The organism is Elusimicrobium minutum Pei191, from assembly GCF_000020145.1.
GTDB classification, from domain to species: domain Bacteria; phylum Elusimicrobiota; class Elusimicrobia; order Elusimicrobiales; family Elusimicrobiaceae; genus Elusimicrobium; species Elusimicrobium minutum.
In genome coordinates, this window is record NC_010644.1 from 313,328 (window position 1) to 336,191 (window position 22,864).

Annotated in this window: 21 protein-coding genes; 16 read left to right on the forward strand and 5 right to left on the reverse strand. The window is 39.4% G+C overall.

What is annotated here, in order from left to right; all coding sequences use genetic code 11:
• Window positions 1–18 precede the first annotated feature (18 nt).
• The 16 genes from EMIN_RS01495 to EMIN_RS01570 all read left to right on the forward strand — a co-directional run bounded on the left by EMIN_RS01495 (window position 19) and on the right by EMIN_RS01570 (window position 17,220).
• Window positions 19–1,878, forward strand: coding sequence for a hypothetical protein (locus tag EMIN_RS01495; RefSeq protein ID WP_012414468.1), 1,860 nt, complete (start codon window positions 19–21; stop codon window positions 1,876–1,878).
• An 86-nt stretch (window positions 1,879–1,964) separates the two neighbouring features.
• On the forward strand, window positions 1,965–3,890 hold the full coding sequence (locus EMIN_RS01500) for a hypothetical protein (protein ID WP_012414469.1): 1,926 nt from the start codon (window positions 1,965–1,967) through the stop codon (window positions 3,888–3,890).
• A 321-nt stretch (window positions 3,891–4,211) separates the two neighbouring features.
• Window positions 4,212–6,020 (forward strand): hypothetical protein, encoded by a 1,809-nt coding sequence (locus tag EMIN_RS01505; RefSeq protein ID WP_012414470.1) that lies wholly within the window; start codon window positions 4,212–4,214, stop codon window positions 6,018–6,020.
• A 125-nt stretch (window positions 6,021–6,145) separates the two neighbouring features.
• Complete coding sequence (locus EMIN_RS01510; protein WP_012414471.1) at window positions 6,146–7,615, forward strand: NAD(P)-dependent malic enzyme; 1,470 nt, start codon at window positions 6,146–6,148, stop codon at window positions 7,613–7,615.
• Window positions 7,603–8,442 carry a fumarate hydratase gene (locus EMIN_RS01515; RefSeq protein ID WP_012414472.1) on the forward strand — a complete coding sequence of 280 codons (840 nt, stop codon included), beginning with the start codon at window positions 7,603–7,605 and terminating at the stop codon, window positions 8,440–8,442. Before EMIN_RS01510 ends, EMIN_RS01515 begins: the two co-directional genes overlap by 13 nt.
• Window positions 8,439–8,954, forward strand: coding sequence for a FumA C-terminus/TtdB family hydratase beta subunit (locus EMIN_RS01520; RefSeq protein WP_012414473.1), 516 nt, complete (start codon window positions 8,439–8,441; stop codon window positions 8,952–8,954). Before EMIN_RS01515 ends, EMIN_RS01520 begins: the two co-directional genes overlap by 4 nt.
• Window positions 8,954–9,511 (forward strand): hypothetical protein, encoded by a 558-nt coding sequence (locus EMIN_RS01525; RefSeq protein ID WP_012414474.1) that lies wholly within the window; start codon window positions 8,954–8,956, stop codon window positions 9,509–9,511. The genes EMIN_RS01520 and EMIN_RS01525 overlap by 1 nt, the downstream gene beginning before the upstream one ends.
• A 9-nt stretch (window positions 9,512–9,520) precedes the next feature.
• Window positions 9,521–10,216 carry a hypothetical protein gene (locus EMIN_RS01530; protein WP_012414475.1) on the forward strand — a complete coding sequence of 232 codons (696 nt, stop codon included), beginning with the start codon at window positions 9,521–9,523 and terminating at the stop codon, window positions 10,214–10,216.
• 58 nt (window positions 10,217–10,274) lie between these two features.
• Complete coding sequence (locus tag EMIN_RS01535) at window positions 10,275–10,760, forward strand: methyl-accepting chemotaxis protein (protein WP_012414476.1); 486 nt, start codon at window positions 10,275–10,277, stop codon at window positions 10,758–10,760.
• Window positions 10,741–12,036: a TolC family protein gene (locus tag EMIN_RS01540; RefSeq protein WP_012414477.1), complete on the forward strand. Its 1,296-nt coding sequence runs from the start codon at window positions 10,741–10,743 to the stop codon at window positions 12,034–12,036. The genes EMIN_RS01535 and EMIN_RS01540 overlap by 20 nt, the downstream gene beginning before the upstream one ends.
• A 12-nt stretch (window positions 12,037–12,048) precedes the next feature.
• A complete protein-coding gene (locus EMIN_RS08020) occupies window positions 12,049–12,993 on the forward strand; it encodes a patatin-like phospholipase family protein (protein WP_012414478.1) in 945 nt (314 codons plus the stop codon).
• Window positions 12,983–13,957 carry a tetratricopeptide repeat protein gene (locus tag EMIN_RS01550; protein WP_012414479.1) on the forward strand — a complete coding sequence of 325 codons (975 nt, stop codon included), beginning with the start codon at window positions 12,983–12,985 and terminating at the stop codon, window positions 13,955–13,957. The genes EMIN_RS08020 and EMIN_RS01550 overlap by 11 nt, the downstream gene beginning before the upstream one ends.
• 36 nt (window positions 13,958–13,993) lie before the next feature.
• Window positions 13,994–15,076, forward strand: coding sequence for a sensor histidine kinase (locus tag EMIN_RS01555; RefSeq protein ID WP_012414480.1), 1,083 nt, complete (start codon window positions 13,994–13,996; stop codon window positions 15,074–15,076).
• A complete protein-coding gene (locus EMIN_RS01560) occupies window positions 15,073–15,720 on the forward strand; it encodes a response regulator transcription factor (RefSeq protein WP_012414481.1) in 648 nt (215 codons plus the stop codon). The genes EMIN_RS01555 and EMIN_RS01560 overlap by 4 nt, the downstream gene beginning before the upstream one ends.
• A gap of 85 nt (window positions 15,721–15,805) precedes the next feature.
• A complete protein-coding gene (locus tag EMIN_RS01565; protein WP_012414482.1) occupies window positions 15,806–16,486 on the forward strand; it encodes an RsmD family RNA methyltransferase in 681 nt (226 codons plus the stop codon).
• Complete coding sequence (locus tag EMIN_RS01570) at window positions 16,486–17,220, forward strand: PD-(D/E)XK nuclease family protein (RefSeq protein ID WP_012414483.1); 735 nt, start codon at window positions 16,486–16,488, stop codon at window positions 17,218–17,220. Before EMIN_RS01565 ends, EMIN_RS01570 begins: the two co-directional genes overlap by 1 nt.
• On the opposite strand, the gene EMIN_RS01575 is transcribed toward EMIN_RS01570, so the two are convergent.
• The 5 genes from EMIN_RS01575 to dnaG form a co-directional block, all read right to left on the reverse strand.
• The gene (locus tag EMIN_RS01575; RefSeq protein ID WP_012414484.1) at window positions 17,217–17,966 is read right to left on the reverse strand and encodes an SDR family NAD(P)-dependent oxidoreductase; all 750 of its coding nucleotides are present in this window, start codon (window positions 17,964–17,966) and stop codon (window positions 17,217–17,219) included. The two genes, EMIN_RS01570 and EMIN_RS01575, sit on opposite strands and share 4 nt — an antisense overlap.
• An 8-nt stretch (window positions 17,967–17,974) precedes the next feature.
• Window positions 17,975–18,742 carry a 4Fe-4S binding protein gene (locus EMIN_RS01580; RefSeq protein WP_012414485.1) on the reverse strand — a complete coding sequence of 256 codons (768 nt, stop codon included), beginning with the start codon at window positions 18,740–18,742 and terminating at the stop codon, window positions 17,975–17,977.
• A 76-nt stretch (window positions 18,743–18,818) separates the two neighbouring features.
• Window positions 18,819–19,301 carry a flavin reductase family protein gene (locus EMIN_RS01585; protein ID WP_012414486.1) on the reverse strand — a complete coding sequence of 161 codons (483 nt, stop codon included), beginning with the start codon at window positions 19,299–19,301 and terminating at the stop codon, window positions 18,819–18,821.
• 9 nt (window positions 19,302–19,310) lie between these two features.
• On the reverse strand, window positions 19,311–21,026 hold the full coding sequence (locus tag EMIN_RS01590; RefSeq protein WP_012414487.1) for a sigma-70 family RNA polymerase sigma factor: 1,716 nt from the start codon (window positions 21,024–21,026) through the stop codon (window positions 19,311–19,313).
• A 37-nt stretch (window positions 21,027–21,063) separates the two neighbouring features.
• A complete protein-coding gene (dnaG, locus tag EMIN_RS01595; RefSeq protein WP_012414488.1) occupies window positions 21,064–22,800 on the reverse strand; it encodes a DNA primase in 1,737 nt (578 codons plus the stop codon).
• Window positions 22,801–22,864: the final 64 nt, after the last annotated feature.

The following is a 22,864-nucleotide window of genomic DNA, read 5'->3' on the forward strand; positions in this document are numbered from 1 at the left end:
TTGTTTTTTGGGGATTATATGCGTTTAAGAATTAAAAAAAGAAAGGTTTTATTTTTTGTCGCGGGATTAGCGGCGGCGGGATTTCTTTTGCTGCCTGTTATTGATAAAGCTTTTTCTAAAACCATTCCGGGAAGCCTTAAAAAAGCCCAGCCGCAGGTTGCTTCTTCCAACCCGCTTGCTAGAGCTATGGAATTTTTATCCTCTTTTATTGATTTCGGTAATACAAAAAAAGATAAGCAGCCTGTTGTTTCCTCGCCTTCGGTTAACAGCCAAAAGCTTTCAAACTCGCAAAAATTTGCTTTGGGCCTTGCCTCTATTGACACTAATGCCCAAAGGGCCGCTATGTATGACGGTAATATGCCTGATTACGCTGACAGGAATATAAAAATAAATTTTGAGGATTATGGCAGTGCGGAAGTAAAAGATAAAGACGGAAACTGGGTTTTGGTGCAGCAAAAAGAACCCGATGTCTTCAGCCGCGGCATGTACGAGTCTGATTTAAAAAAAGACCCCCTTTCTCTTATTGAGGGCAGAAATATTTCAGATAAAATAGCCCAAGACAACAAAGATAAGGAAGGTTTATACGCTTCCGCTTTACCGTTTAGCAAAATATTCGCGGACGGCGCCAAAAAAGGCATGTCGGCTATCGCTAAAACATTTGACGGTTCTTCAGGCGCAATGCTCGCTTCTTCTGGGCACGGCACCAGGCCTTCAGGTTATCCAACGGTTTCAGGCAGCGGGGGACTTTCTGGCTTTTCAAACGCTGGTTCAGGTGCAAATTTATCTGCTGCGGGCCAAATGGGCTTGCCTAGTTTAGAAAAACTTTTCGCCGACATTAGTGAAAAGGCTTCATCTTCAAACGACAGATACGATTCCAACGGCAGGAAACTTTCCGATAAAGAAAGGGAAGAAACTAAAACAGCCGAAAGAGACGCCGACTATGAAAGGCGCAGAGGGGAAGCTTTTAGACTAGCCGAAGCAAAGGCCATACAAATGCTTGAAGAGTCCGCTAAAGGCCAAAAGGAAGTTGAACTTAGTGAGAAGGATATAACAAGAAACGCTGCCTGTGAGGAAGTTTGTTATGTGGATTCTTACCATCCGAATAAAGACGCGGTTCAAGCAGTACAAAAAGAATCTGTAATAAATATTTTAAACTCGGTGCTTCCTGATTTCAGAGAAGGGTTAAAAAAAGGGAACCCCGCCTATCAGCAATATCTTAATGATTATATTACAGAGACTGAAAAAGATTCAAGTCCTAAAGGTATGCAACCTAAATATGTTTATGTTTTAAAATCCAGTAAGGAAGACGCCGCCGGAACAGCTGAAGTATTAGAGAAAACCGGACGTGGCATAAGAACTGATTCTGCTTTTGATATTAACGCCGGCAGGCAACAGGTAGAAAAAGAAATAGCCTCATGCACGGAGGAAGAGTGTTTTTGGGTGCCTAAAGTGGAAGGGTATTTTAAAGACGCTTCCATAGCGGCCGGCGGTAAAATGCGTGAACTTAATGTAAAGGGATCGGAAAATGACGAAAAAGGCTATCATTTCCTTACCAGAAGCCAATTACAGCAAATAGTGGATTCTGATAGAAATACTGTTTATGTAACAGGGTCGCCTGTTACAAGTTTATCTTTACATAAAAATTTAAATGTTTACGCCTTGCAGACATTTCCTTTAGACACTAAATATTTGACCGGGCAGCAAAAAGGGGAAGAAATAAGCGGTGTTTCAGGGGAAATTAATAAAAAAACAGTAGAAAAAATAGAATTAATGGAAAACGAGTTTACGTCGGCTGAAAGGCAGAGGGTTCAGTCCGCGATTATCGGCCTTATGCAACAAGGCGAAAAGAAACAGAATGGCAGTACAAATAAAAAATAATAAATATAATCTGGGTTTAAAGACGGTAGAATAACAGGATAAAATTTTTGTTTATTATACTTTATTATGTTTAACCAGAGGAACTTATGCGCTTAAGAATAAAGAAAAAGAAAATATTGTTTTTTGTTTTGGTGTTTGCCGTTGCGGGCTTTTTACTTTTACCCGTTATTGACGGCGCGTTATCTAAAGTCCCTGCTTATGCGTCGGCCAAAAAAGCGGTTCCGCAAGCCGCGTCTTCTAATCCTCTTACAAAAGCAATGGAATTTTTATCTTCAATAATTAAGGGCAGGAAAAAAGAAACGGCTTCCGCGCCTGAAAAAACCCTTCGCACTTTTACCGGCGGGCAAAGAGCCGCCTTAAATATAACACAATATGATGAACGCGCAGGTGTTTACCAAGGTATTCATGATGGTAAGGAAATAAGAATTAAACTTGACGGCGACGGGATTTCTGAAATAAAAGACAAAGACGGAAATTGGATTATGGTGCACCAGAAAGAACCCGATGTTTTCAGCCGCGGCATGTATGATTACAATTTAAAAAATGACCCGCTTTCAATAATGGAAGGAAGAAGGATTTCAAACCAAATAGCTGCTGATAATAAAGACGCTAACGGTTTTTACGCTTCCGCTTTACCGTTTAGTAAAATATTTTCTGACGGAGCCAGAAAAGGTATTAACGCTATTTCCAATACTTTTGAAAATCCTGATACCATATTACAGGAAGGAAAAGAATATTACGCCGCTTTGGGAAATCCTTCCGGAAATATTTCAGGTTTCTCAAGAGGTAACGTAAGTATGCCTTCAGAAGGGTATTCTGGGCAGGAGTTAAGCGAAATTTTTGCTAAGGCCCAGCAAAAAGCATTTGATTCTTTGGCTATGTATGACCAAAATGGCAAGCTTTTAAGCGATAGCGATAAGGAGAAAGCCAAAGATAATGAAATGAGAGATACTCAAAGGCAGGCAAGAGGCACCGCATTCTTGGAGTTGCAAAAACAAGCCAGAGAAAAATTGCAGACCGCCGCCCAAAAAGAAATTGAAAAAGGACCCGACAGCTGGATGCTTGATAAAATAGGGGAATATGACAGTATTGCCAAGGAAAAAATGCAAACGGGCAGACTGTCATGCGAGGCTGAAGAAAAAGCTGCATGCGGCTCATATAAACAAATTAATTCAAAAGATGTATATAACAAAGGAAAGGAAAATGCGGCTAAAGTTTTAGGAGCTTGGATACCGGGGTTTAATGATGATAAAGTGTTCTCCCCGGAAGAAAGGGAATCCATTATATACTCCTACCTGTCGGGCAGTGAACATAGTTATAAAGGTGTAAATTGGAACGCGTTAAGACCTTCTTTTTTAGTTGCCGTTCCTGCTAATCCGAAAGGACTTGATTTAACAAAAGAACAACAAAAAGAATTAGGTATTTCAGATAATACCATGGTAAAAATAAAGAAAGAATGCCAAGACGGCGGTTGTTCCTGGCTTGCTTTTTCATATACCGGCGGACAATACAGCCAAATGGGCGAAAGACTTGGGTGGTCATACTCTAACGTCCCAAACAAAGTTCCCCGTATTTACAGTTCGGTAGATTCTGACTGGGATTTGGTGAAAACTTCAGATTTAGAGAAGGAAATTCAAAAAGTTTCATCGGTAAAACCTTCAGATGAAAATTTTGTAATACCTCCATATATCGTTACATCGGCAAGGCAAGGCGTGGAATGGGATAAAAAAAGAGTTTCATATCCTTCCTTAATTTTCCAGTTTGATAAAGGCAGCCATCTTGACAGAAGTATTGTGGGAGAGGTGGTTGAAGGAAACCCGCCTGTGGAACGGGCGTCGGATGAGCTTTTTAATGATTATCTTGCAAGAAACCAGGAATTTGCCGATAAAACAGAGGAATCTATTAAAAAGATTATAGAATCAAAAAGAAATAATACTCCTAAGAATTCAGTTGCAAAAGCGATTATGGATATCAAAAAAGCGGTTTCGGAAAAGTCAAAAAATAAGGAATAAATTAAAAAATACAAATCGGGCGTGGTATTATAAAAAGTAATTTATCTTTTTAAACAAATAATTTTGCTTTTTATAAAACGCCATAAAAATGCTATAAAAACAATATATTTACGCGTGTTTTTGAGGAAAAGTGTTTTTAGACGTATTTTTTAATTAAAAATAGCTATCAGAACCACCTTGATTTTTTTAGAAACTTCACTATACTTTATTATATGCTTTTTGTAAATGCAGTGCCTTCAGGGATATCCGTTGGAGGACTGCAAAGTTTTATTTATCTGTGTTATTCGGGTTTAATTGTTATGTCTGCAACGGAGGCAGTATATGCGGGTAAGGATTAACAGAAAAAAAATAGTGGTTTTGCTTACAATATTTGCTACAGTGGGTTTTTTGCTTTTACCTATAATTGACGGGACTTTAAATAAAAATGCGATATTAAACAGCCTAAACAATAAGAGGGCCGTTCCTCAGGTTGCTTCTGCCAATCCTCTCACAAGGGCGATGCAGTTTATATCTTCTTTATTAGGTATGAACAGAGGCAGAACGCCTGTACTGGCTAAGGCGGAACTTAGTAAAGGTTCACCAAACTCAGATAAACTTACTTCCGCTCAAAGGGCGGCTTTAGGTTTAATACCCGGTGGGGAAGAAGTCAGCGTTCCCAGCAGTTCGGATATGTCTTTTGACGGAAACAGTTCTATTTTTGATTTAGGATCTGAAGTAAAAGATAAAAACGGAAACTGGGTTTCTATAGATAAACACTCTGCAAAAAGAGCATCCGCATCAGATATAAACAAGCAAAAAAATCAAAGCGCGTCCCGTTCAAATAAAAATTCTTATACCTCAAAACACCAATACGCTAATGATTCCTCCGGCGGGCCTTTAACAAAAAGTTTTACGGAAGGCGCCGCGAGAGGTATTTCAACAGGTGCGGGAGCCGCGGGCTCTAAATATTCTTTGGCAAAAGCCAGTATCGGCACTGGCGCTGGCGGAACGTTTTCTGCGTCAACCTCGGGCGCGGTTAATAATTTTTCAAGGGGCGATGTTTCTTTGGGCGGCGGCGCGGACGGGTTATCTCTTCCTAATATAAATAAAGCTTTTTCAAGCGCAACCCAAAAAGTAGCCGAGGCAAATGCTTATAAGGATGAAAACGGAAAGCAGCTGAGCGCTAAAGAAAAAACATCGGTAAGAGAGCAATACTTAAGAGAAAAATATAATGAACACATGAATGAAGCGTGGGATATGGTGGAAGAAGCGGCAAAAAACCGGTTATTTTCCGGCAGAATAGGTCAAGAAGCTGATTTTTATGAAGATGAAATAGTTTCTTCTGATTGTAAAGACGGCAAGTGCGAATATAAAAGCTCCTCTAAATTGATAGCTGAAAGAGAAAAAAATGCCGCCATAAATATTTTAAATGCTGTCGGCGTTAACGGTAACGATGCTCTTATAAGCAGTTATACGGAGGGGAAAGCTTTATCAGAATACAGACCCGATATAGTATATGTTTATATGTCTTTAGATGATATTAGCAACAAAAGCGATAGCGAAGTAGTATCAGCAGTATGGGCAGGTAACACACCGGAAATAGAAGAAACTCAAAAACAAAAAAATGAAAGGAAAAAGCTTGCCGAAGATCTGAGGAAAGATTCTTCTTTATGTAATAAAGGATGTTTTGTGATTTCTAAAAATACGCCTTATTTTGAAGATGTCGCCAAATGCGCGGGCGGGAAAGTTTACGATGTTAAATCAAAAATAAGTAATTCCTCCAAAGATTATATTGTTATTGACGGCAAAAGAGCGGCGGAAGAGTTAAAAAACAAGCGTAATATTACGGTTGTTACCACCTCCAAGGCAACAAGTATAAAAGTTTATGATGTTTTGGGCGTGCCCGCGGCGAATATTATTTCAGCCGATAGAAATGATTTCTTGGGGTCTAAAAATGTTAGCGGAATGCAGCAATTTTCAAATAAAATTAACAGATCAATAGTCAACAAATATTCAATGCTTAACAAAAGCTTTAATGAAAAACAAAAAAATTATTTCGAACGCGAATTAGCTGACAGGACAGAATCGGCCTCAGCTTCAGCGGGAAACGGTGTTAATATAACAAAAACTTCCTCATATTTAAAGAGATAATTCCAAAAATTAAAAAACGGCGTTTTAAACGCCGTTTTTTTTGTGTTTTTAAGGCTTAAACCGCGCGGTAAAATAAATTTGTTGTTAAATTTTTATTTAACGATTATTTTTGCTAAACTTTTAATATGAATTTAGAAGATAAAGATATTGCCGTTTCTTTAAAAAATATAAACAGTTTTTTTACGCATCTCGAAGCGGACGCGGCAGTCCATGCCAAAACTCTCTTTTTTAAAAAACTAAGTTTAAAAGCACATTTATTTTACGGCGGTAAAATGACTACAATGCCTAAGGCTGCGCTGCCTTCGGCGGAATGGTTTAATGTGTGGTATACTCCGGGCGTATCCTCCGTTTCCACTAGTATACGGGATAATAACAAAAATTCTTTTTCCCTTTCAAACAGAAGTAATTTAGTTGCCGTGGTAAGCGATTCAACCAGAGTGCTTGGCGACGGGGATTGTACTTCGCCCGGCGGGCTTGGCGTTATGGAAGGCAAATCTTATTTAATGAAGCTTTTGGCTGATGTTGATGCCACTTCATTATGTATAGACAGCAAAGACGAAACGGGCAAGAATTCAGCCCAAAAAATAATTGATTTTGTTCTTATGGCGCAGCACAGCTTCGGCGCTGTAAATTTAGAAGATATAAGCCAGCCTAATTGTTATAAAGTTTTGGACGAGCTTAGAAAGCGCGCAATAATACCTGTTTGGCATGATGACGCGCAGGGCACCGCCACTATTTTGGCGGCAGGCCTTATAAACGCTTTAGAGCTTGCGTATAAAAAAATGGAAACGGTAAAAATAGTTTTTTTTGGCGCGGGCGCGGCCAATATAACCGCGTGTGATTTAATTATAAAAATGGGTGCTGACCCTAAAAAAATAATTTTAATTGACGAAAAAGGCCCTTTAAATAAAAACCGTAAAGATTTGAAAGGAAGTTCTGATTTTTATAAACAATGGGCTTTTTGCCTTCAGACAAACCCTCTTAACATAAGCGAAGTTGATGAGGCTGTAAAAGGGGCTGATGTCTTAATAGCTTTATCTAAACCGGGGCCGGGCACAATTAAGCCTAAGCAAATAAAGAGTATGAATGATAAGGCCATAGTTTTTACCTGTGCCAATCCCGTACCGGAAATTTACCCGCACGCCGCTAAAAAAGCGGGCGCTTTTATAACTGCAACTGGCAGGGGGGATTTTGATAATCAGTTAAACAACTCGGTTTGTTTCCCGGGGATACTTAAAGGCACGCTTCTTTGCGGAGCCAAAACAATAACGGATAATATGGCTGTCGCGGCGGCGCGCGCTATCGCTGATTTTGCTAAAAAGCGCGGCATTACGTCGGATAATATAGTGCCCAAAATGGAAGAATCTGATATATACCCCACAGTCGCCGCTGCTGTAGCTGAAGCTGCTGTCAAAGAAGGCGTAGCCTCTGTATATTTGGACCCCAAAGCCATTTATGAGAGAACAAAAGCTGATATTGTTAAAACACAAGCAGCTTTTAACCTTTTGCAGGAAAGGAATTTAATAGAGCCTCCTCCTTTGGAAATAATAAAAAGCGCTTTAAAAGAAACACTGGAGGAAATGTGCGCCAAATAAAATCTTCTGATATTACAAAAACGATTGCTTCTTTGTGCAAGCAAGCGAATATTGAACTGCCAAACTCAACGGTTTGCTCATTTGCGGCTTGCGCTAAAAGATGTTCCGGCAGAGAGAAGGAGATTTTTAATATTTATTTAAAAAACGCCTCCATAGCTAAAGGGCAGCTTTTACCAATATGCCAAGATACCGGTATAACAGTTGTTTTTTTAGAAATAGGCGTCGGCGTTCTTATAAAAGGCGATTTATATAAGGCTGTTAACAAAGGTGTTTCTTTAGGCTATAAAAAAAACTTTTTAAGGGCTTCCGTGGTAAAGGATCCGCTTTTCGGGAGGGTAAATACAAAAGATAATACCCCCGCCGTTATATACACAAAAATTGTTAAAGGCAGTAAAATTAAAATAACGGTTGTACCAAAAGGCGCAGGCGCGGAAAATATGAGTGCGTTAAAAATGTTTAACCCTTCCGCCCCGATAGAAGAGATAAAAGATTTTATAGTTAACACCGTTAAACAGGCGGACGCCAATCCCTGCCCTCCCGTTGTTGTGGGTGTGGGAGTAGGCGGTACTTTTGACTATTGCGCTTTTATGGCAAAACACGCTTTAACTAATGAAATAGGCAGGGTAAATAAAGATAAAAATTATGCTTCTTTAGAAAAAGATATTTTAAAGAAAATAAATAAACTTGGCATAGGTCCCCAGGGGTTTGGCGGCAAAAATACAGCTTTAGCCGTATTTATTGAACACGCCCCCTGCCATATGGCAAGCCTTCCCGTAGCGGTTAACATAGGCTGCCATGTGCATAGGCACGCCAAGGCGGTTTTATGATAAAACTTAAAACACCGCTTACTGTTAAAGACTTGAAGAAAATAAAAACGGGAGACAGCGTTTTACTCTCCGGCGTTATATATACAGCCAGGGATAAAGCGCATAAACAACTGTTGGAAGAAAAGGTTTTCCCTTCATTTTTAAAAGGTCAAATTGTTTATTATGCCGGCCCCGCGCCCGCGCCTAAAGGAAAGGTTGTAGGAAGCATAGGGCCGACTACCAGCGGAAGAATGGATAAATTTGTAAAGCAAATACTCTCAAAAAGCGATATAATTGCTACTATAGGGAAGGGCATGCTAAGCGCTGAAGCTAAAGAAGCCATGGTTGGCAAAGCTGTATATTTCGCGGCAATGGGCGGCGCGGGAGCTTTAATAGCTCAATGCGTTAAAAAATGCGAGTGTGTTCTTTACAAAGATTTAGGGGCCGAGGCAATTTATAAACTTGAAGTTGAAAATATGCCTCTTATTATGGCTTTTGATTTATACGGAAGCGATATTTTCTGGAGGAAGTAATGAAAACATTTAAAAAATTCTTGGTTTTCGCTTTATTGGGCGTTATGCTTACCGCCTGCGCCAATAAAAAAGAGGAAGAGCCTTATTACAGAACCGGAAGCAAGCAAGAAATAGAAAATTATTACAGAAACAAGGTTTTTGCACCCTATTTCGGCGAAAATAAATTTTATGCCACATATTCTATGGCAAAAATAATAAAGGAAGCCGATAAGGAAGGATATTACACGGTAAAATTTTTAAACGGCCCTTATGAAGGGCAAACAATAAAAACCAAAGACATCATAAGAAAAACACTTCCCGTTACGGCTGAGGATCTTAAACGGGGCGATGTTGTTTTGAGAGATTTCTGGGTCCCTAGAGATCCTACCAAAAGCGCTAGAGACCGCTGGAATAAAGCGGTGGTATATGACATAAGAAAAATCGACGAAGGCAGGGTGGTTATAGAGTTGCCGCATGACAGTAATGACTTTATTCCCACTAAAGAAACCGTTTATATAAGCGCGTTAAGACATATTGAAGATCCCGTTACAAGAGATCCCAGAAGAATTATACCATAAGGGGGATAGATGAAAAGATTATTTAGTGTTATTTTTTTGTTAGTTTGCGCGGTGTGTGTGCACGCCCAGGATTTAAGAAAGGATTCAATTTTAATTGACGTTCCCACAGCTGAAACGCTTGACCATTATTCCTTGGATTTTAATACAAGGTTTTTCTCACAAAACAGCGTTATGACAAGCGTTGATTTCGGTGTTTATCCGCGTCTTAATATAGGGTTTTCAATAGCGGCACAGGAGCTTATCGGCAATGAAACTCCTATTAAAGTTTTAACCCCTCAGCTTCAGGCTAAGTTTAAAATTTACGACGGCTCTCTATATTTGCCCGCCATAGCCATAGGTTATGACGGAAGAGAATATTTTTATGACCGTCACATAAAAGAATACGCCCATGAAAAAAAGGGCGGTTATCTTGTGCTCAGCCGTGAAATTATAATTCCTAACCTGCAGGTTCACCCTGGTATAAACTTTTCTGATTTTGACAGTTCCGACATTTTCTTTTTTACCGGCGTAAACTTTAATATTGAAGACAAAGTTAATGTTTTGTTTGAATGGGATAATGTTCATAACATAAAGGATTCACGCTTAAACGCGGGTTTAAGAATTTATCTTTTGGCTTCACTTGATTTGGATTTTGCTTTTAGGGATATGGCGCACAAAGACACTTTTGAAAGAATTGTGCAGTTACGATGGAAGGCTAATTTTTAGACGCCGTTTCTTATATCCCGCGCCTTAAAAACGCGGGATATAAAAAAGAGGGGCTTTTATGCAAGATAATAAACAAATGCCGGCACAGCAAACCGTAAAACCCGTATTTAAAAGGCGGATTATCTTTATCAAAAAAGAGATGCAGTTTAAATATATGTTTTTAATAGGGATAAGCGTTATTTTAGGTATAGCTATAATGACTTTTGAAGTTCTTACTACATTGCAAAATATTTACGCTAACTATCCTATGGTGCTGCAGCCTTTATATGATAAATTCATACCTATAAGTTTAACGATAGGTTTGAAAATGGTTATTTTTTTGATTCTTGTTATGCTTGTTTCGGCTATTTTATCACAGAAAATGGCGGGACCTATATACAGGTTTGAAGTTACATGCAAGGAAATAGCCAAAGGCGATTTTTCCAAAAGAGTGAATTTGAGAAAAGGCGATGAATTTGGCGATTTGCAAAAAGATTTTAACAATATGATGGATGTTGTGGAAGCAGAGATAAAGAAGGGTAGAAATGAAAATAAACAATCTTGAAAAAATATCTTTTTTGGCAGTTATATTACTTGTTTCCCCGCATATTTTCGCGGCGGAGTACTTTAGCCGTTTTACTCCTGCGGCGGACGTTACTTTAGAGCAGGCTATAAGGCTTGGTATTGAAAATAATACCAACCTGCTAAGCGTTGAGCAGAGTATAATAATAGCCGAACACAGAGTAAATGAAACTTCGTTTATGCGCTTTCCGCAATTTGACTTAATGGCTTCGGCCACAAAATATGATTTGGAATATCCCACAGTTTTACCTGAAAGTATGGGTTTTAAAGTTTTAAGCCCCCAAAGCGGCCGGAATGATAATTTATACGGCGTAAGAGTGTCTGCCGTGCAATATTTATACTCGGGAGGCAGAATTTCCGGTTCAATAAAACTTGCGAAAGCGCAGCTTAAAGAAGAAAAAAGTAAATATGAAACGGAAAGAAATAATGTTATTTTTAACGTAAAGAATTCTTTTTATAATATGCTTTACGCGCAAAAAAGGCTTGAAACTGCCGAAGAGGGTTTTAAAAGAGCACAAAACTACGCAAAAAAACAACCTTTACAAGGCTGGCGGGGAGTAGCGGTTACCGCGGCGGTTGAAAAGTTCAGAACGGAAGTTTTTGCGGCCAGGCATGAGTTTAAAAAAGCTCATTTGGATTTACTTAAAAATTTAAACAAAGAACTTAACGCCGAAGTTAAAATAAAAGGTGATTTTAAACCTTTTACGTTTGAAAGCGATTTGTCTAAATTGACGCTTTGGGCCATGCAGTTCAGGCCGGAACTTAAAACCGCTCTTTATGAACTTGAAGTTTATAGCATTTACACAAATTTAAGTATAAGCCAAAAATATCCCGATATTATTGTGGGCGCCAGTTTTGAACAGCTTGGGGATTCTTCTTTAGAAGATACCAACAAGCAAATAAGTATGGCGGTGCGTTTGCCCCTTTCATACGGTTTTATAAGCCAGCCCAGGCAAAGAAAAGCACAACAAAAACAAAGCACGCTCAGACGCGCCGATCTTGAAGACAGAATAAGAATACAGGTGTCGGAAAACTTTAGTAATTTGACTTTCTGGCAGGCTGAGGTTGTACAAAGGGAAGCATCTTTGGAAATTCTGTCTAAAGAAATAGCCAAAAATGAAAAACTGGGATCTTTTGGCCAGGAATCTCTTTTAGCGTTGGAAGCTTACCAAACCGCTAAATACTCTTATCTTCAAGCCGTATTTGAAAACCTTAAATCTAAAGCAGGCCTTGAATGGGCGGTAGGCCAAGATTTATAATTGTAAACTATTATGAAAAAATATTGTCTTTTATTCGCTGTTTTTGTAACTGCTTTGCCTCTTTTTTCGGGAGAAATAAAGAAGCAGGACGATATTTTGCGCGAATTTTTGTGGAATGAATTTATTTCAACTCCTGCTGAAGAAAGAACAAAAGTAGGGCTTTCTTTATCAGCCGGCGGAACGCGCGGTTTCGCGCATGTGGGCGTTTTAGAAGTGCTTGAAGACGCCGGCACGCCAATCGATATGCTTACGGGAACTTCTATGGGGGCGGTAATAGGTTCCGCTTACGCCGCCGGGCTTCCGATAAAAGGACTTTGGGAACTTGGCGAAAACATGACTATTAATAAAGTTACCGATGATCTTGGCGTTACCGGTTTATTTAAGCTTATAGTAGGTAAAGAGCTTCCCACTTCACAGCAATTTGAGGTTTTTTTAAACGAAAACCTGGAAAATAAAAATTTTGAGGATTTGAATATTCCTTTTGCCTGCCCTTCAATGGATATTAAAACGGGTGAGAAAGTTTTGTTCACTTCAGGCCCCGTGGCATTAGCGGTGCGCGCCAGTATGAATTTGCCCGGCGTTTTCGAGCCCGTGCAATACAGGCAGCGCCAGTTGGTAGACGGCGGGGTTGTGGACTATTTGCCTGTTGGCGCGGTAAAAGATTTAGGGGCCGAATATGTTATAGCCTCCCTTGCTTTGCAAGATTACAGCGGCGTTGTTCCTAAAACAATAGCGGCGTACCTGTTAAGAATAGGCGATATAAGAGGCGCAATCTTAACGGAGGAAGCCTTGACTAAAGCTAATTTTGCCGTAAAGCCGAAAATAGCAAATATAGAAGTTCTGGCTTTTGAAAAGCTGCCCAAAGCGGGTGAAATAGGTGTTAGGGAAATGTATAAAAATCTTCGCGCTTTACAGGAAGATTTAATACTTTTTAATATGAAAAAATATGCGAAATAAAAAACTTATTATTTTTATTTTATTTTTACTTTGCTGCGCTTTAAGCGCGGAGGCTGCCGTATGGCCTTTTGGAAAAAAACAAAAAAAACTGCTTAATGACGCCAGACAAGATTATTCGGAAGGAAATTATTATTCGGCCATAGATAAGCTCAAAGTTTTTCTTGTTGAAGGTACCGTTAAAAGGCGCGAAAAAAGAGCCTATCTTCTCCTTGGTGAAAGTTATGAAAAAATAGGAGAAATTGATTCAGCTCTTAACACATATCTTGAAGGCGTTGAGTTAAACCCCAAAGATAAAGACCTTTTGTTAAAGCTGGGAGCTCTTTACCAAAGAAACGATTTAATACGGGACAGCATAGAAATTTATGAGCGTATTTTAGCTCTTGATAAAAACAATTCACAGGCTTTTCTGGGGCTTGCCAGGGCATATACAGATGAAGGATTTTTTTCTAAAGCGGAAGGATATTTCCAGCAATATTTAAGGATAACAAAGATAGAGGATTTTGACGGTGATATTTTTTTGGAACATGCCGGCGCTTATTTCAGACAGAGGAAATATAATGAAGCTCTCTTTAACGCGGCCTTATCTATTGACAAGCTTGGCGAAAATAAAGATAACACATTTCTTGTTGCCAAAATAAACAGAATGCAGGGAAATATGGAAGACGCTTACATTTATATAGATAAAGCGATAAATCTTGAAGGTTACGATAATTGTTATACCGCTTTACTTACAAAGGCCCTGTGGCTTACGCAAGATAAAAGATATGAAGAAGCAAAAATAATATCGGACTCCGTTTTATTGGAAAAACCAAATAACAGACTTGCGTTATACGTTAACTTCCTGGCATACAGGGGTAAAGGAAATAAAAATAAAGCGGACGAGTATTTAAAACGCATATCCGCTTATGAGGATAACAGTTTTATATCCCGCGTTGCACGTACGCATCTTAGTGTTGATAATTAAACAAAGTATTTTAAAAATAGTAAAATCTAATTTAACATGGTTAAAAAAAATAATCCTTCCATAGTTTATGGACAAGAGCAAAACGAGGCCTGCCGGACATCCACAAAAACATGCTTATGCGGATCTTGCGTTTACGCTTATGAGCTTGCCTATATGTTGGACAGGGAACATAAATATGCGTTTATGTTCGGCACTTCCGATTCGGACGGAGGCGTTATACATGATTTGGCCTCTTCCATTCACGATAAATACCATAAAATAGCTTTTTCCGGAAAACCTGTAACGTATGAATGGTCATTAGAAAACCATGGCGCTATAAAGCACTACCAAAGCACTTTATTGCCTTTAATTAATAAAAATGAAAAAAACTTTAATGTTTTGGGCGTTGTAAGAGACATAACAAAAATGCTTCCTTCCGGTCGTATCCCCTCGGATATTATAAAAGATTACGGCGCAAAAACTTTCGCACAGGTTTTATTAAAAACCAAAGAGGATGAAAAAAAGAAAATATCCTCCGCTTTGCATGATGAGCTTGGCTCGGCTGCGGTAGTGCTCACTTCAATTTTAAGTGTATTGCAAGAAGATATTAAAGAAGATAAAAAGGAAGACGCTTTAACCCGCACAAAAGAACTTAATGAGGAAATTAAGGAAACTATTGAAAAACTTAAAAATATAGTTGTAATGATGCGTCCGCCAAGTTTGGAGGCTGTAGGCTTAGACGGTGCCATAAAAGAAATCGTGGAAAACTTGAACAAATTTGCTAATGTACGTATAATATATAAGTATGAAGAGAAAGAAAGCGCTGAAATAGATGATGAAGTTAAAATCATGCTGTTTCGGGTAGTACAGGAAGGGCTGAGCAATGTAATTAAGTATTCTAAAGCCACCGAGGCAAAGGTGTTACTGCAGAACCTTAAGAATATTGTCAGATTAGAAGTGTCGGATAATGGAGTTGGCTTTAAACGGACTACAAGTAAAAAGCTGAGTCAATTAGGGTTACTGGGTATGGAAGAAATGGTGAAATACCTGGGTGGAAAGTTTCAAATTAAAACTGCTTTAGGTAAGGGCACGGTTATTAATGTGTCTTGTCCGAAAGTTGTGTATAAGGTGGATATATGATAAGAATACTCCTAGCAGACGATCATGCCCTGGTTCGTGACGGTATAAAGTCAATCCTTGAAAGAAAGGGAAAAAACATTTCTGTCGTAGCGGAAATGGGTAATGGTAAAGAGATGTTGGATTATGCAGTAAAAAACAAAAACATTGACGTATATGTAGTAGATATAGCTATGCCTATACTTAACGGTATAGCTGCAGTACAGAAACTTCTTAAAATCAATCCTGACGCTAAAGTCATTGTTCTAAGTATGTATGATGACAGAGCCTCTGTCGAAAAGGCTTTTAAAGCAGGGGCAAGGGGTTTTGTCGTTAAGGTTTCTTCAGCAGACGAAATTATAGAAGCTATAAAAGAAGTAAGCGCGGGTAGATTTTATCTTTGTTCTAAAGTTTCTAAATTTGTTGTCCAAGGTTTTTTGGGGAAGGCGTCCCCTTCCAAGAAAGACCCCAGCGGTTTAACACCTAAAGAAAAGCAGATTCTTCAGCTCATAGCGGAAGGGTTTAGCAGCAAGGAAATCGCGAAAGAATTTGGTCTTTCTCTAAATACTGTTCATGTGCACAGAAACAATATTATGAGAAAGCTTGATATTCATAAGCAGGCGGAGTTGGTGCGTTACGCTATTAAAGAGGGCATTGCGCATTTATAACTCTTAATTTTAATACCGCCTTGTCTTGTTATTGAGTGTGGTCTATAACGGGCATGGCGGTATGTTTTATTTGTAAAGGAAAAGTATGCGTATTATTGCAGGTACGGCTAAGGGCCGCAAAATATTTTCAGTTTCTAAAAAGATGGCCGTGGTTCCGATATCGGACAGAATCAAGCAATCCGTTTTTGATATCATAAGGCCCAAAATACCCGCTTGTTACTTTTTGGATTTATTTGCCGGCACGGGCAATGTTTCTTTAGAAGCGCTTTCGCGCGGCGCGGCCAAAGCGGTTATGCTTGATAAGGAGGTGGCCTGCGTAAAAAATATAAAACGTAATTTGGAGCATCTTGGCTTTGCCGACAGAGGCATGGTTTTTAAGGGGGATGTTTTAAAAGGAATAGGTTTTTTATCAGCCTACGCGCCCGAAGGTTATGACATTATTTTTATGGGGCCTCCTTACCGTGATATTAATGAAAAGCCTCTTTCCCTTTCCGGCCCGGCTTTGGCTGAAGCGGCAAAATATAATTTACTCGCTAAAGGCGGTTTTATAGTTTTGCAGCATCATAAGCACGAGTTTTTTGACGTGCCCGCCCTTTTTAAAATATACCGTGAGGAAAAATACGGCGATACGCTTGTGCATTTTTTACATTTTAATAAATCTAAAAATCCGCAGCCTTCCAAAAGTGAGGATTTTGAAGGCACCATAGCCAAAAGGAAATTTGTTCACGCTAATTCCGACAAACAACTAAAGGAAATTAAACAATAATGGAATTTGAGCATAAAGTTTACGAACTTAATTATTCTAAGATAAAAACTTATAAAGAATGTCCTCTTTTATATAAATATAAATATGTTGAAGGTAAAAGAGAGGGGCTTGTGCCCGCATCTTCTTTAGGCGTTTCCATACACCGTACTCTTGAGGAATACCACAAATATTCTAATGATCCTTCCGAAATTTTAAATTATTTTAACAACTGTTGGCTGGGCGCGGGCTATACAAGCGCGGGCGAACAGATGGAATATTATTTAAAAGGCAAAAAAATGCTTGAAGCTTACGCCGAAAAAGAATATGAGCGTAAAACTTCGGTAGACAGTACCGAGCGTGAGTTTATTTTTGAGCATGGTATTTGGACAATAAGGGGCAAAATTGACCGCACCGACTTATGGCCGGACGGCAGTTGGGAAGTTATAGATTATAAAACAGGCTCCGAACTTGACGAGAATTTTGACGTAACCCAAAGCCTTCAAATGGGCATATATTCCGTAGGCGCCAGAAGAGCCTGGAATATGAAAAAGGGCAAAGCTTCAATATATAACGTAGCTTTAGGTATTGTATACAGCGCTGATTTTGATTTGTTTAATGAAGATGAAATTTTAAAAACTTTCGTTGAAACAGGTAAAAAAATAGAAGCGTCTTTTTTCCCCGCCAACACCAATCACTGCCAGCATTGTTTGTTTAATAACCGCTGCCCCAGTTCGTCGGTAAAAGAGGCCGCTTAATAAAATCTGTTATAAACAAAATCAGGTATAACTTTTAATATAAAAGCAATAAAACGCCATCTTTTTGTTACATAAACAATCTTTTTCCTTTTGTCTAAAGCGTTAAGTATTTGTTTTGCAGCCTTTTCGGCGGACGCTACCCAAAATAAACCTTTGCCGCCCACTCCTTTTGCCAAAGCGGTATCTACAAAGCCGGGTATTATGGTTGTTACGTAAACAGGCTTTTTTATTTTAACTGACTTTTTTCTAAGACCTTCCAAATAATTGCTTATATAAGCTTTGCTGGCAAAATATGCGGGCGCCGCGTCCGAACCGCTAAAAGACGCTATGCTTGAAACAGCGCTTAACCTTGCGCCTTTACCCGTGCGCTCAAAACGTTCCTCAAAATATTTGTACCCTTCTATAATCCAATCGGTAAAGCCAAGCACGTTTGTGCGCGCTGTATTTAATTCAATATCGTTTTCTAATTTTAAATTTATGTCACCCATTCCCGAACATACTAAAATAGTGTCAATATCGCCCATTTGATTATGTATTTCTTTTATAAGCTCGGACGCTTTTGTTTGTGTTACGTCATTAACAAAAGTAAACACTCTCTCAGGCGCGGTTTGTTTTAGTGAGGCAAGCAGCTCCTGCCTTCTTCCCGTAACGGCAACTTTTGCGCCGAGGGATAAATATTGTAAGGCGACTTCTCTTCCTATACCTGAGGTTGCGCCTATTATAAGTATATTTTTAGATCTTTCCATATATCCCCTTAATTTATAAAAAATGTTTCGGGTTCTTTTCTTAATTTTACTTTTTTAGCAAAACCAATTGCCGCTATTTTAAAAAGAATTCCTTTGAACTTTCTGGCGTGCTGCGGGCATAAAGCAATGCATCTTGCGCAGCTGAAACATTTTTCTTTATCTGTTTTTTTTGGGTTGTCCGCCGGTATTGCTTTAACCGGGCATGCGGCTACGCAAACGCCGCATTTATTACATTTATATGTGCCTGAAGGTTTTAAAGGTATTTTGCCAGGGGTTTTATAAGGGGTGTTTCCTTTTACTTTAAGTTCTTTTGTTATATTTCCGTTTTGGGCCAAAGTAAAAGATTTTTTTATAAATTCAGTAATTTTATTAATATCACTGTTATCAGGCCTTTGTTCGGCAACTTTTGTAAATATGGAATGCCTTGCTATAAAAGCGCCCGCTGAAACCGGCAAAAAGCCGTTTTTGCTTGATATATCTTTAAGCTCAAGCAAAGCGTCGTCATAATCTCTGTTGCCGTAAACAACCATAATAACGGCGGGAGTGTTTTTTCCTTTTATAGTTTTAAAAATATCCGCCGCCATAGCGGGTATTCTGCCTGCGAAAACCGGCGAGGCAAAAACGGCAAAATCCGCCTTACTTAAAGCGATAGGTTCTTTTATCCCTTGCGTTATGTCATGTTCAATTATAGGCAGAGGTATTTGTTTGGCGGCCGCGCATATTATATTTTTTGTGGAAAGCGCGGGGCTGTAATAAATAAGATGTAAATTTTCCATACTTACAATGTAGCACTTTAGCGTATAAAACAAAACCCCGTTTTAAAACGGGGTTTTTAATTTTTAAATAATATTTTTATTTCTCATAGCAGTCCACAATTTCACCGAAGTAAAAATAATGGTAGTCGCCGTTATTATAAAGCGGCTGCAACTCCTGCGGTAAAACTTTGCCGTCTAAAAGCTGGTTATGCGTAAGTTTGCATTCATAATACATGTCGCAGCCTTTAACAACGGGGCTGTTTACTTTTTTTGCGGGTATAAATTCAATCACGTCTGCTTTATTTATATCCGCGCCTGATTTGGTGCCGCATACCGCCAGCTCTTTAGCCATTGTACCGAAAGGAATGCTTATTGTAAAGCTGTCCGCTTTATCAATAATTGTTTTAGTAAACCTTTGCGGTCTTACGCCCACAATAAAATAAGGTTTATGCCAAAAATAACCTATAAAACCCCAAGATACCGTCATTGTATTGGTTTTACCCAAAGCTCTGACTGTTAAAAAAGCTCCCGCGGTGTTATAGTATTTGGCCGCTTGTTCAAAGTTTTTAGCGTAATTCATGTGATACTCCTATTCGTCGGAATAATCTTTAAGCATTTTGGTTCTGCTCGGGTGGCGCAGTTTTCGTATGGCTTTTGCCTCAATTTGTCTTACGCGCTCACGTGTTACGTTAAACATTTTACCCACTTCTTCTAATGTTCTGGGATAGCCCGAGTCAATGCCAAAGCGCAGCCTTATAATTTTTGCCTCACGTTCTGAAAGTGTGTTAAGCACTTCGGATACTTCTTGCTTTCTTAAAAAGTCAGACGCGGTTACCGTGGGGTTAGCGCCCGCTTTATCCTCAATAAAGTCTTCCAGGTTGGAATCTTCATCCTCGCCTACGGGTGTTGATAAAGATATAGGGTCTTGCATTATTTTAAGCACGCCTTTAACTTTTTCCATAGAAAGGCGCAGTGATTTTGAATAATCTTCCAAGCTGGGTTCCCTGCCGTGTTCCTGTCTGAACTTATTTGTAACTTTTGTAAGTTTGGAAACAAGCTCCTTCATATGCACTGGTATGCGTATGGTGTTGGCCTGGTCCGCGATGGCGCGGTTAATGGACTGCCTTATCCACCATGTTGCGTAGGTTGAGAATTTAAAACCTCTTTTATATTCAAACTTTTCCACGGCTTTCATAAGGCCCAAACCGCCTTCCTGGATTAAGTCGGAAAGTTCTAAATTTGAGTTTACGTGCTTTTTGGCGATAGACACAACCAGCCTTAAGTTCGCTTTAATAAGTTTAAGTTTGTCTTGCAAAATCATGTCTTCAAAAAACACAATGCGGTCGTTAAAAGCCAAAAACTCTTTTTCGCTCATGGGAAGAGTGTTTATAAGCTTCTCATGTCTTGAACGTATCATATCGATATTGTTGATGGCGGTTTCAAGTTCTTCATAAGTAAAGCGGGTTTTCTTTTTAAGTTCGGCTTTAGAAATTTTTCCTTTGGAAGCCTGGGTAAAAAGTTTTTTTACTTCGGCGTACTGGCCAAAATATTCGTCAAACCTGTTAAGGTCGTTTCTTGACTCGGCTATTCTCTGCGCCAAACTTTTGATTCTGTTTGTTAAACGCTTAATTTTATTTTGGTTTAAATTAAGTTTTATAATGCTGTCAACAACTTCCTTTTGCTTTTTCTCAAGAGCTTCGGTATATTTGTTAAGCATTTTGTCTGAAATGCTGGGCTCGCGCAATTTTTTCATTAATTCGGTAATTTCACCTTCCCGTTTACCGATAAACTTGGCGGCCTCTTTAAGTTTTTTACGCATGTTGTTAAGTTCGCGCGTTGTTCTTTTGCCTCTGGGCATCAATTCTTTTGTAGTCATTTCTTCTTGGTCTACAAGTTCTTCCCAGTTGCAAATTTCGCGCATTGTGATGGGGGATTCCAACACAAGTTTGCGCAATTCTTTTTCTCTTTCCCTGACGTTACGGGCCAAGGTTATTTCCTCGTCTCTGGAAAGCAGCGGCACTTTGCCCATTTCAGACAAGTACATGCGGATAGAGTTAGAAATATCGGGGTTAGCCATAAACTCTTCGGTATAGGCTTCTTTTTCCGCCATGGCTACGGATTTATATTTTTTACGGTCAACTACCTGTATGCCCAAATCTTCCAATGTGCCCATTAAACCGTCAATATCTTCCGCGCTCATTGAGGAAGATGTAAGCGAACGGTTAATTTCGTCCAAGGTAAGAAAACCGTTTTCTTTACCAACTTCAACTAAATCTTTAAAAGCTTTATTTGCAACGTTTACCATTTTTTGTCCTCTCCGCTGTCCGTGCTTATGCGCGGCCCTAACTATTTTTAATTTGTTTTTGAAGTTCGTTCTGCGCTCTGAGTAACGCCTCAGGCACGCTGCCGACTCCCATTTTTTTTATTTCTGCTTTTAACGCCGCTAATTTTTTTGAAAGGTAGTTTCTTTCAATCTTAGCTGCGCAGTCTCTTATATCGCGGGCCGGGTTAAAGTCCTTCGGCGTCGCGGCCATGCTTATTTTGAGTATAAAGTTTTCGTGCTGTGGTAATTTTTTTATCAGCATCGGAGCTATGTTCTCAGTAGATGGGGTTTGTTTTAATATTTCGTCCATAGTACTGATAATCTCATAACAAGCGCGGCTTGTAAACTTACTTTCGTCAAGCTCTTGGGCTTGCGTTATATGCGCCGGGCTTTTTAAAAGCCAAGCGACCAAATCTTCTTCCTCTACGGGAATATTTGTTTTTTTAACCTGCGGCGCGGGCGGGGTGTTTCTTCTTGTGTTAACAGCCGTTTTTTTAGGCGTTAAAAGGTGTTCCTCCACGCTTAATTTTTCGGAAACAATTTTAATCCACTCGCTTTTTACTATAGGGTCCGGCTGTACGGAAACTATTTCCATAAGCTGCGCGGCTATCTGCGTTTTGTTTTGCGGCGTTAAATTGCCGCCGTGCTGTTTAATAAGCACATCAGCCTGAAAATCAATAATGTCAACCGCGTCCGCTAAAATATTTTCAAATTTTTCCTTTCCGTACTTGTTAATAAACTCGTCCGGGTCAAGGCCTTCTTCGCCCAAAGTGGCTACTTTAACAAATAAACCCTGCTGTATTAAAATTAATGCCGTTCTTAAACTGGCTTTTATGCCCGCGGCGTCGGGGTCAAATAAAATTACGGCGTTTTCACTGTATCTTTTTAAAAGCTTGGCGTGCTCTTCATTAAAACTTGTGCCCAAAGGGGCCACGCAGTTGCCAATGCCGCTTTGCATAACGCCTATTACATCCATATATCCTTCAAGCAAAATGCTGTAATTTGCCTTACGTATTTCAGGCCCGGCAAAATTAAGCCCGTATAAAACCCTGCTTTTGGAAAATAAAATTGTTTCGGGCGAATTTAAATATTTAGGTTCCCCTTCGCCGAATATACGCCCGCCGAAGCCAACAGTTTCACCCCGGTGGTTGATAATGGGAAACATTATTCTTGACCTGAAATAATCCCTAACCCCATACTGCCCCTGGGCGGCAAGCCCCGCGGAACGCAGTAAGTTAGCATTATAGCCGTTTGCCAATGCCGCTTTACTAAGCGCGTCAACCCCCTGGGGGGTAAAACCTATTTCAAATTTTTCAACCGTTTCTTTGGTTAAACTTCTTTTTTTCAAATAGCCCCTGGCTTCATTACCTTGGGAGCTTAACAATGTTTTATTGTAAAAAACTTTGGCGAAATCTAATAATTTCCTTGCCTCCAGACGGTTTTTTTCCTCCTGGGTCAATACTTCCTCTTTTTTCCATTCAAGTCCGGCGCGTTCGGCTAATTTTTTTGCCGCTTCAGAAAAAGACAGGTTTTCTGTCTTCATCAAAAACGCAAAAACGTCGCCCCCGGTCTGACAACCGAAACAATAGAAAAGCCCCCTGTCCTGGCTTACCGTAAAAGAAGGGGTTTTCTCATTATGAAAAGGGCAGCAGCCTTTATATGTTTTACCCGCTCTTTTAAGAGAGGGCACATATTCTCTTACCAGTTCAACAATGTCAACTCTGTCCCTTATTTCTTCTATTATTTTGTCTGACATAAAACCACCAACCGTTTACAGAAAAAGAAGCAATAGCCCTCTTTAAGAGGACTATTGCTTTAAG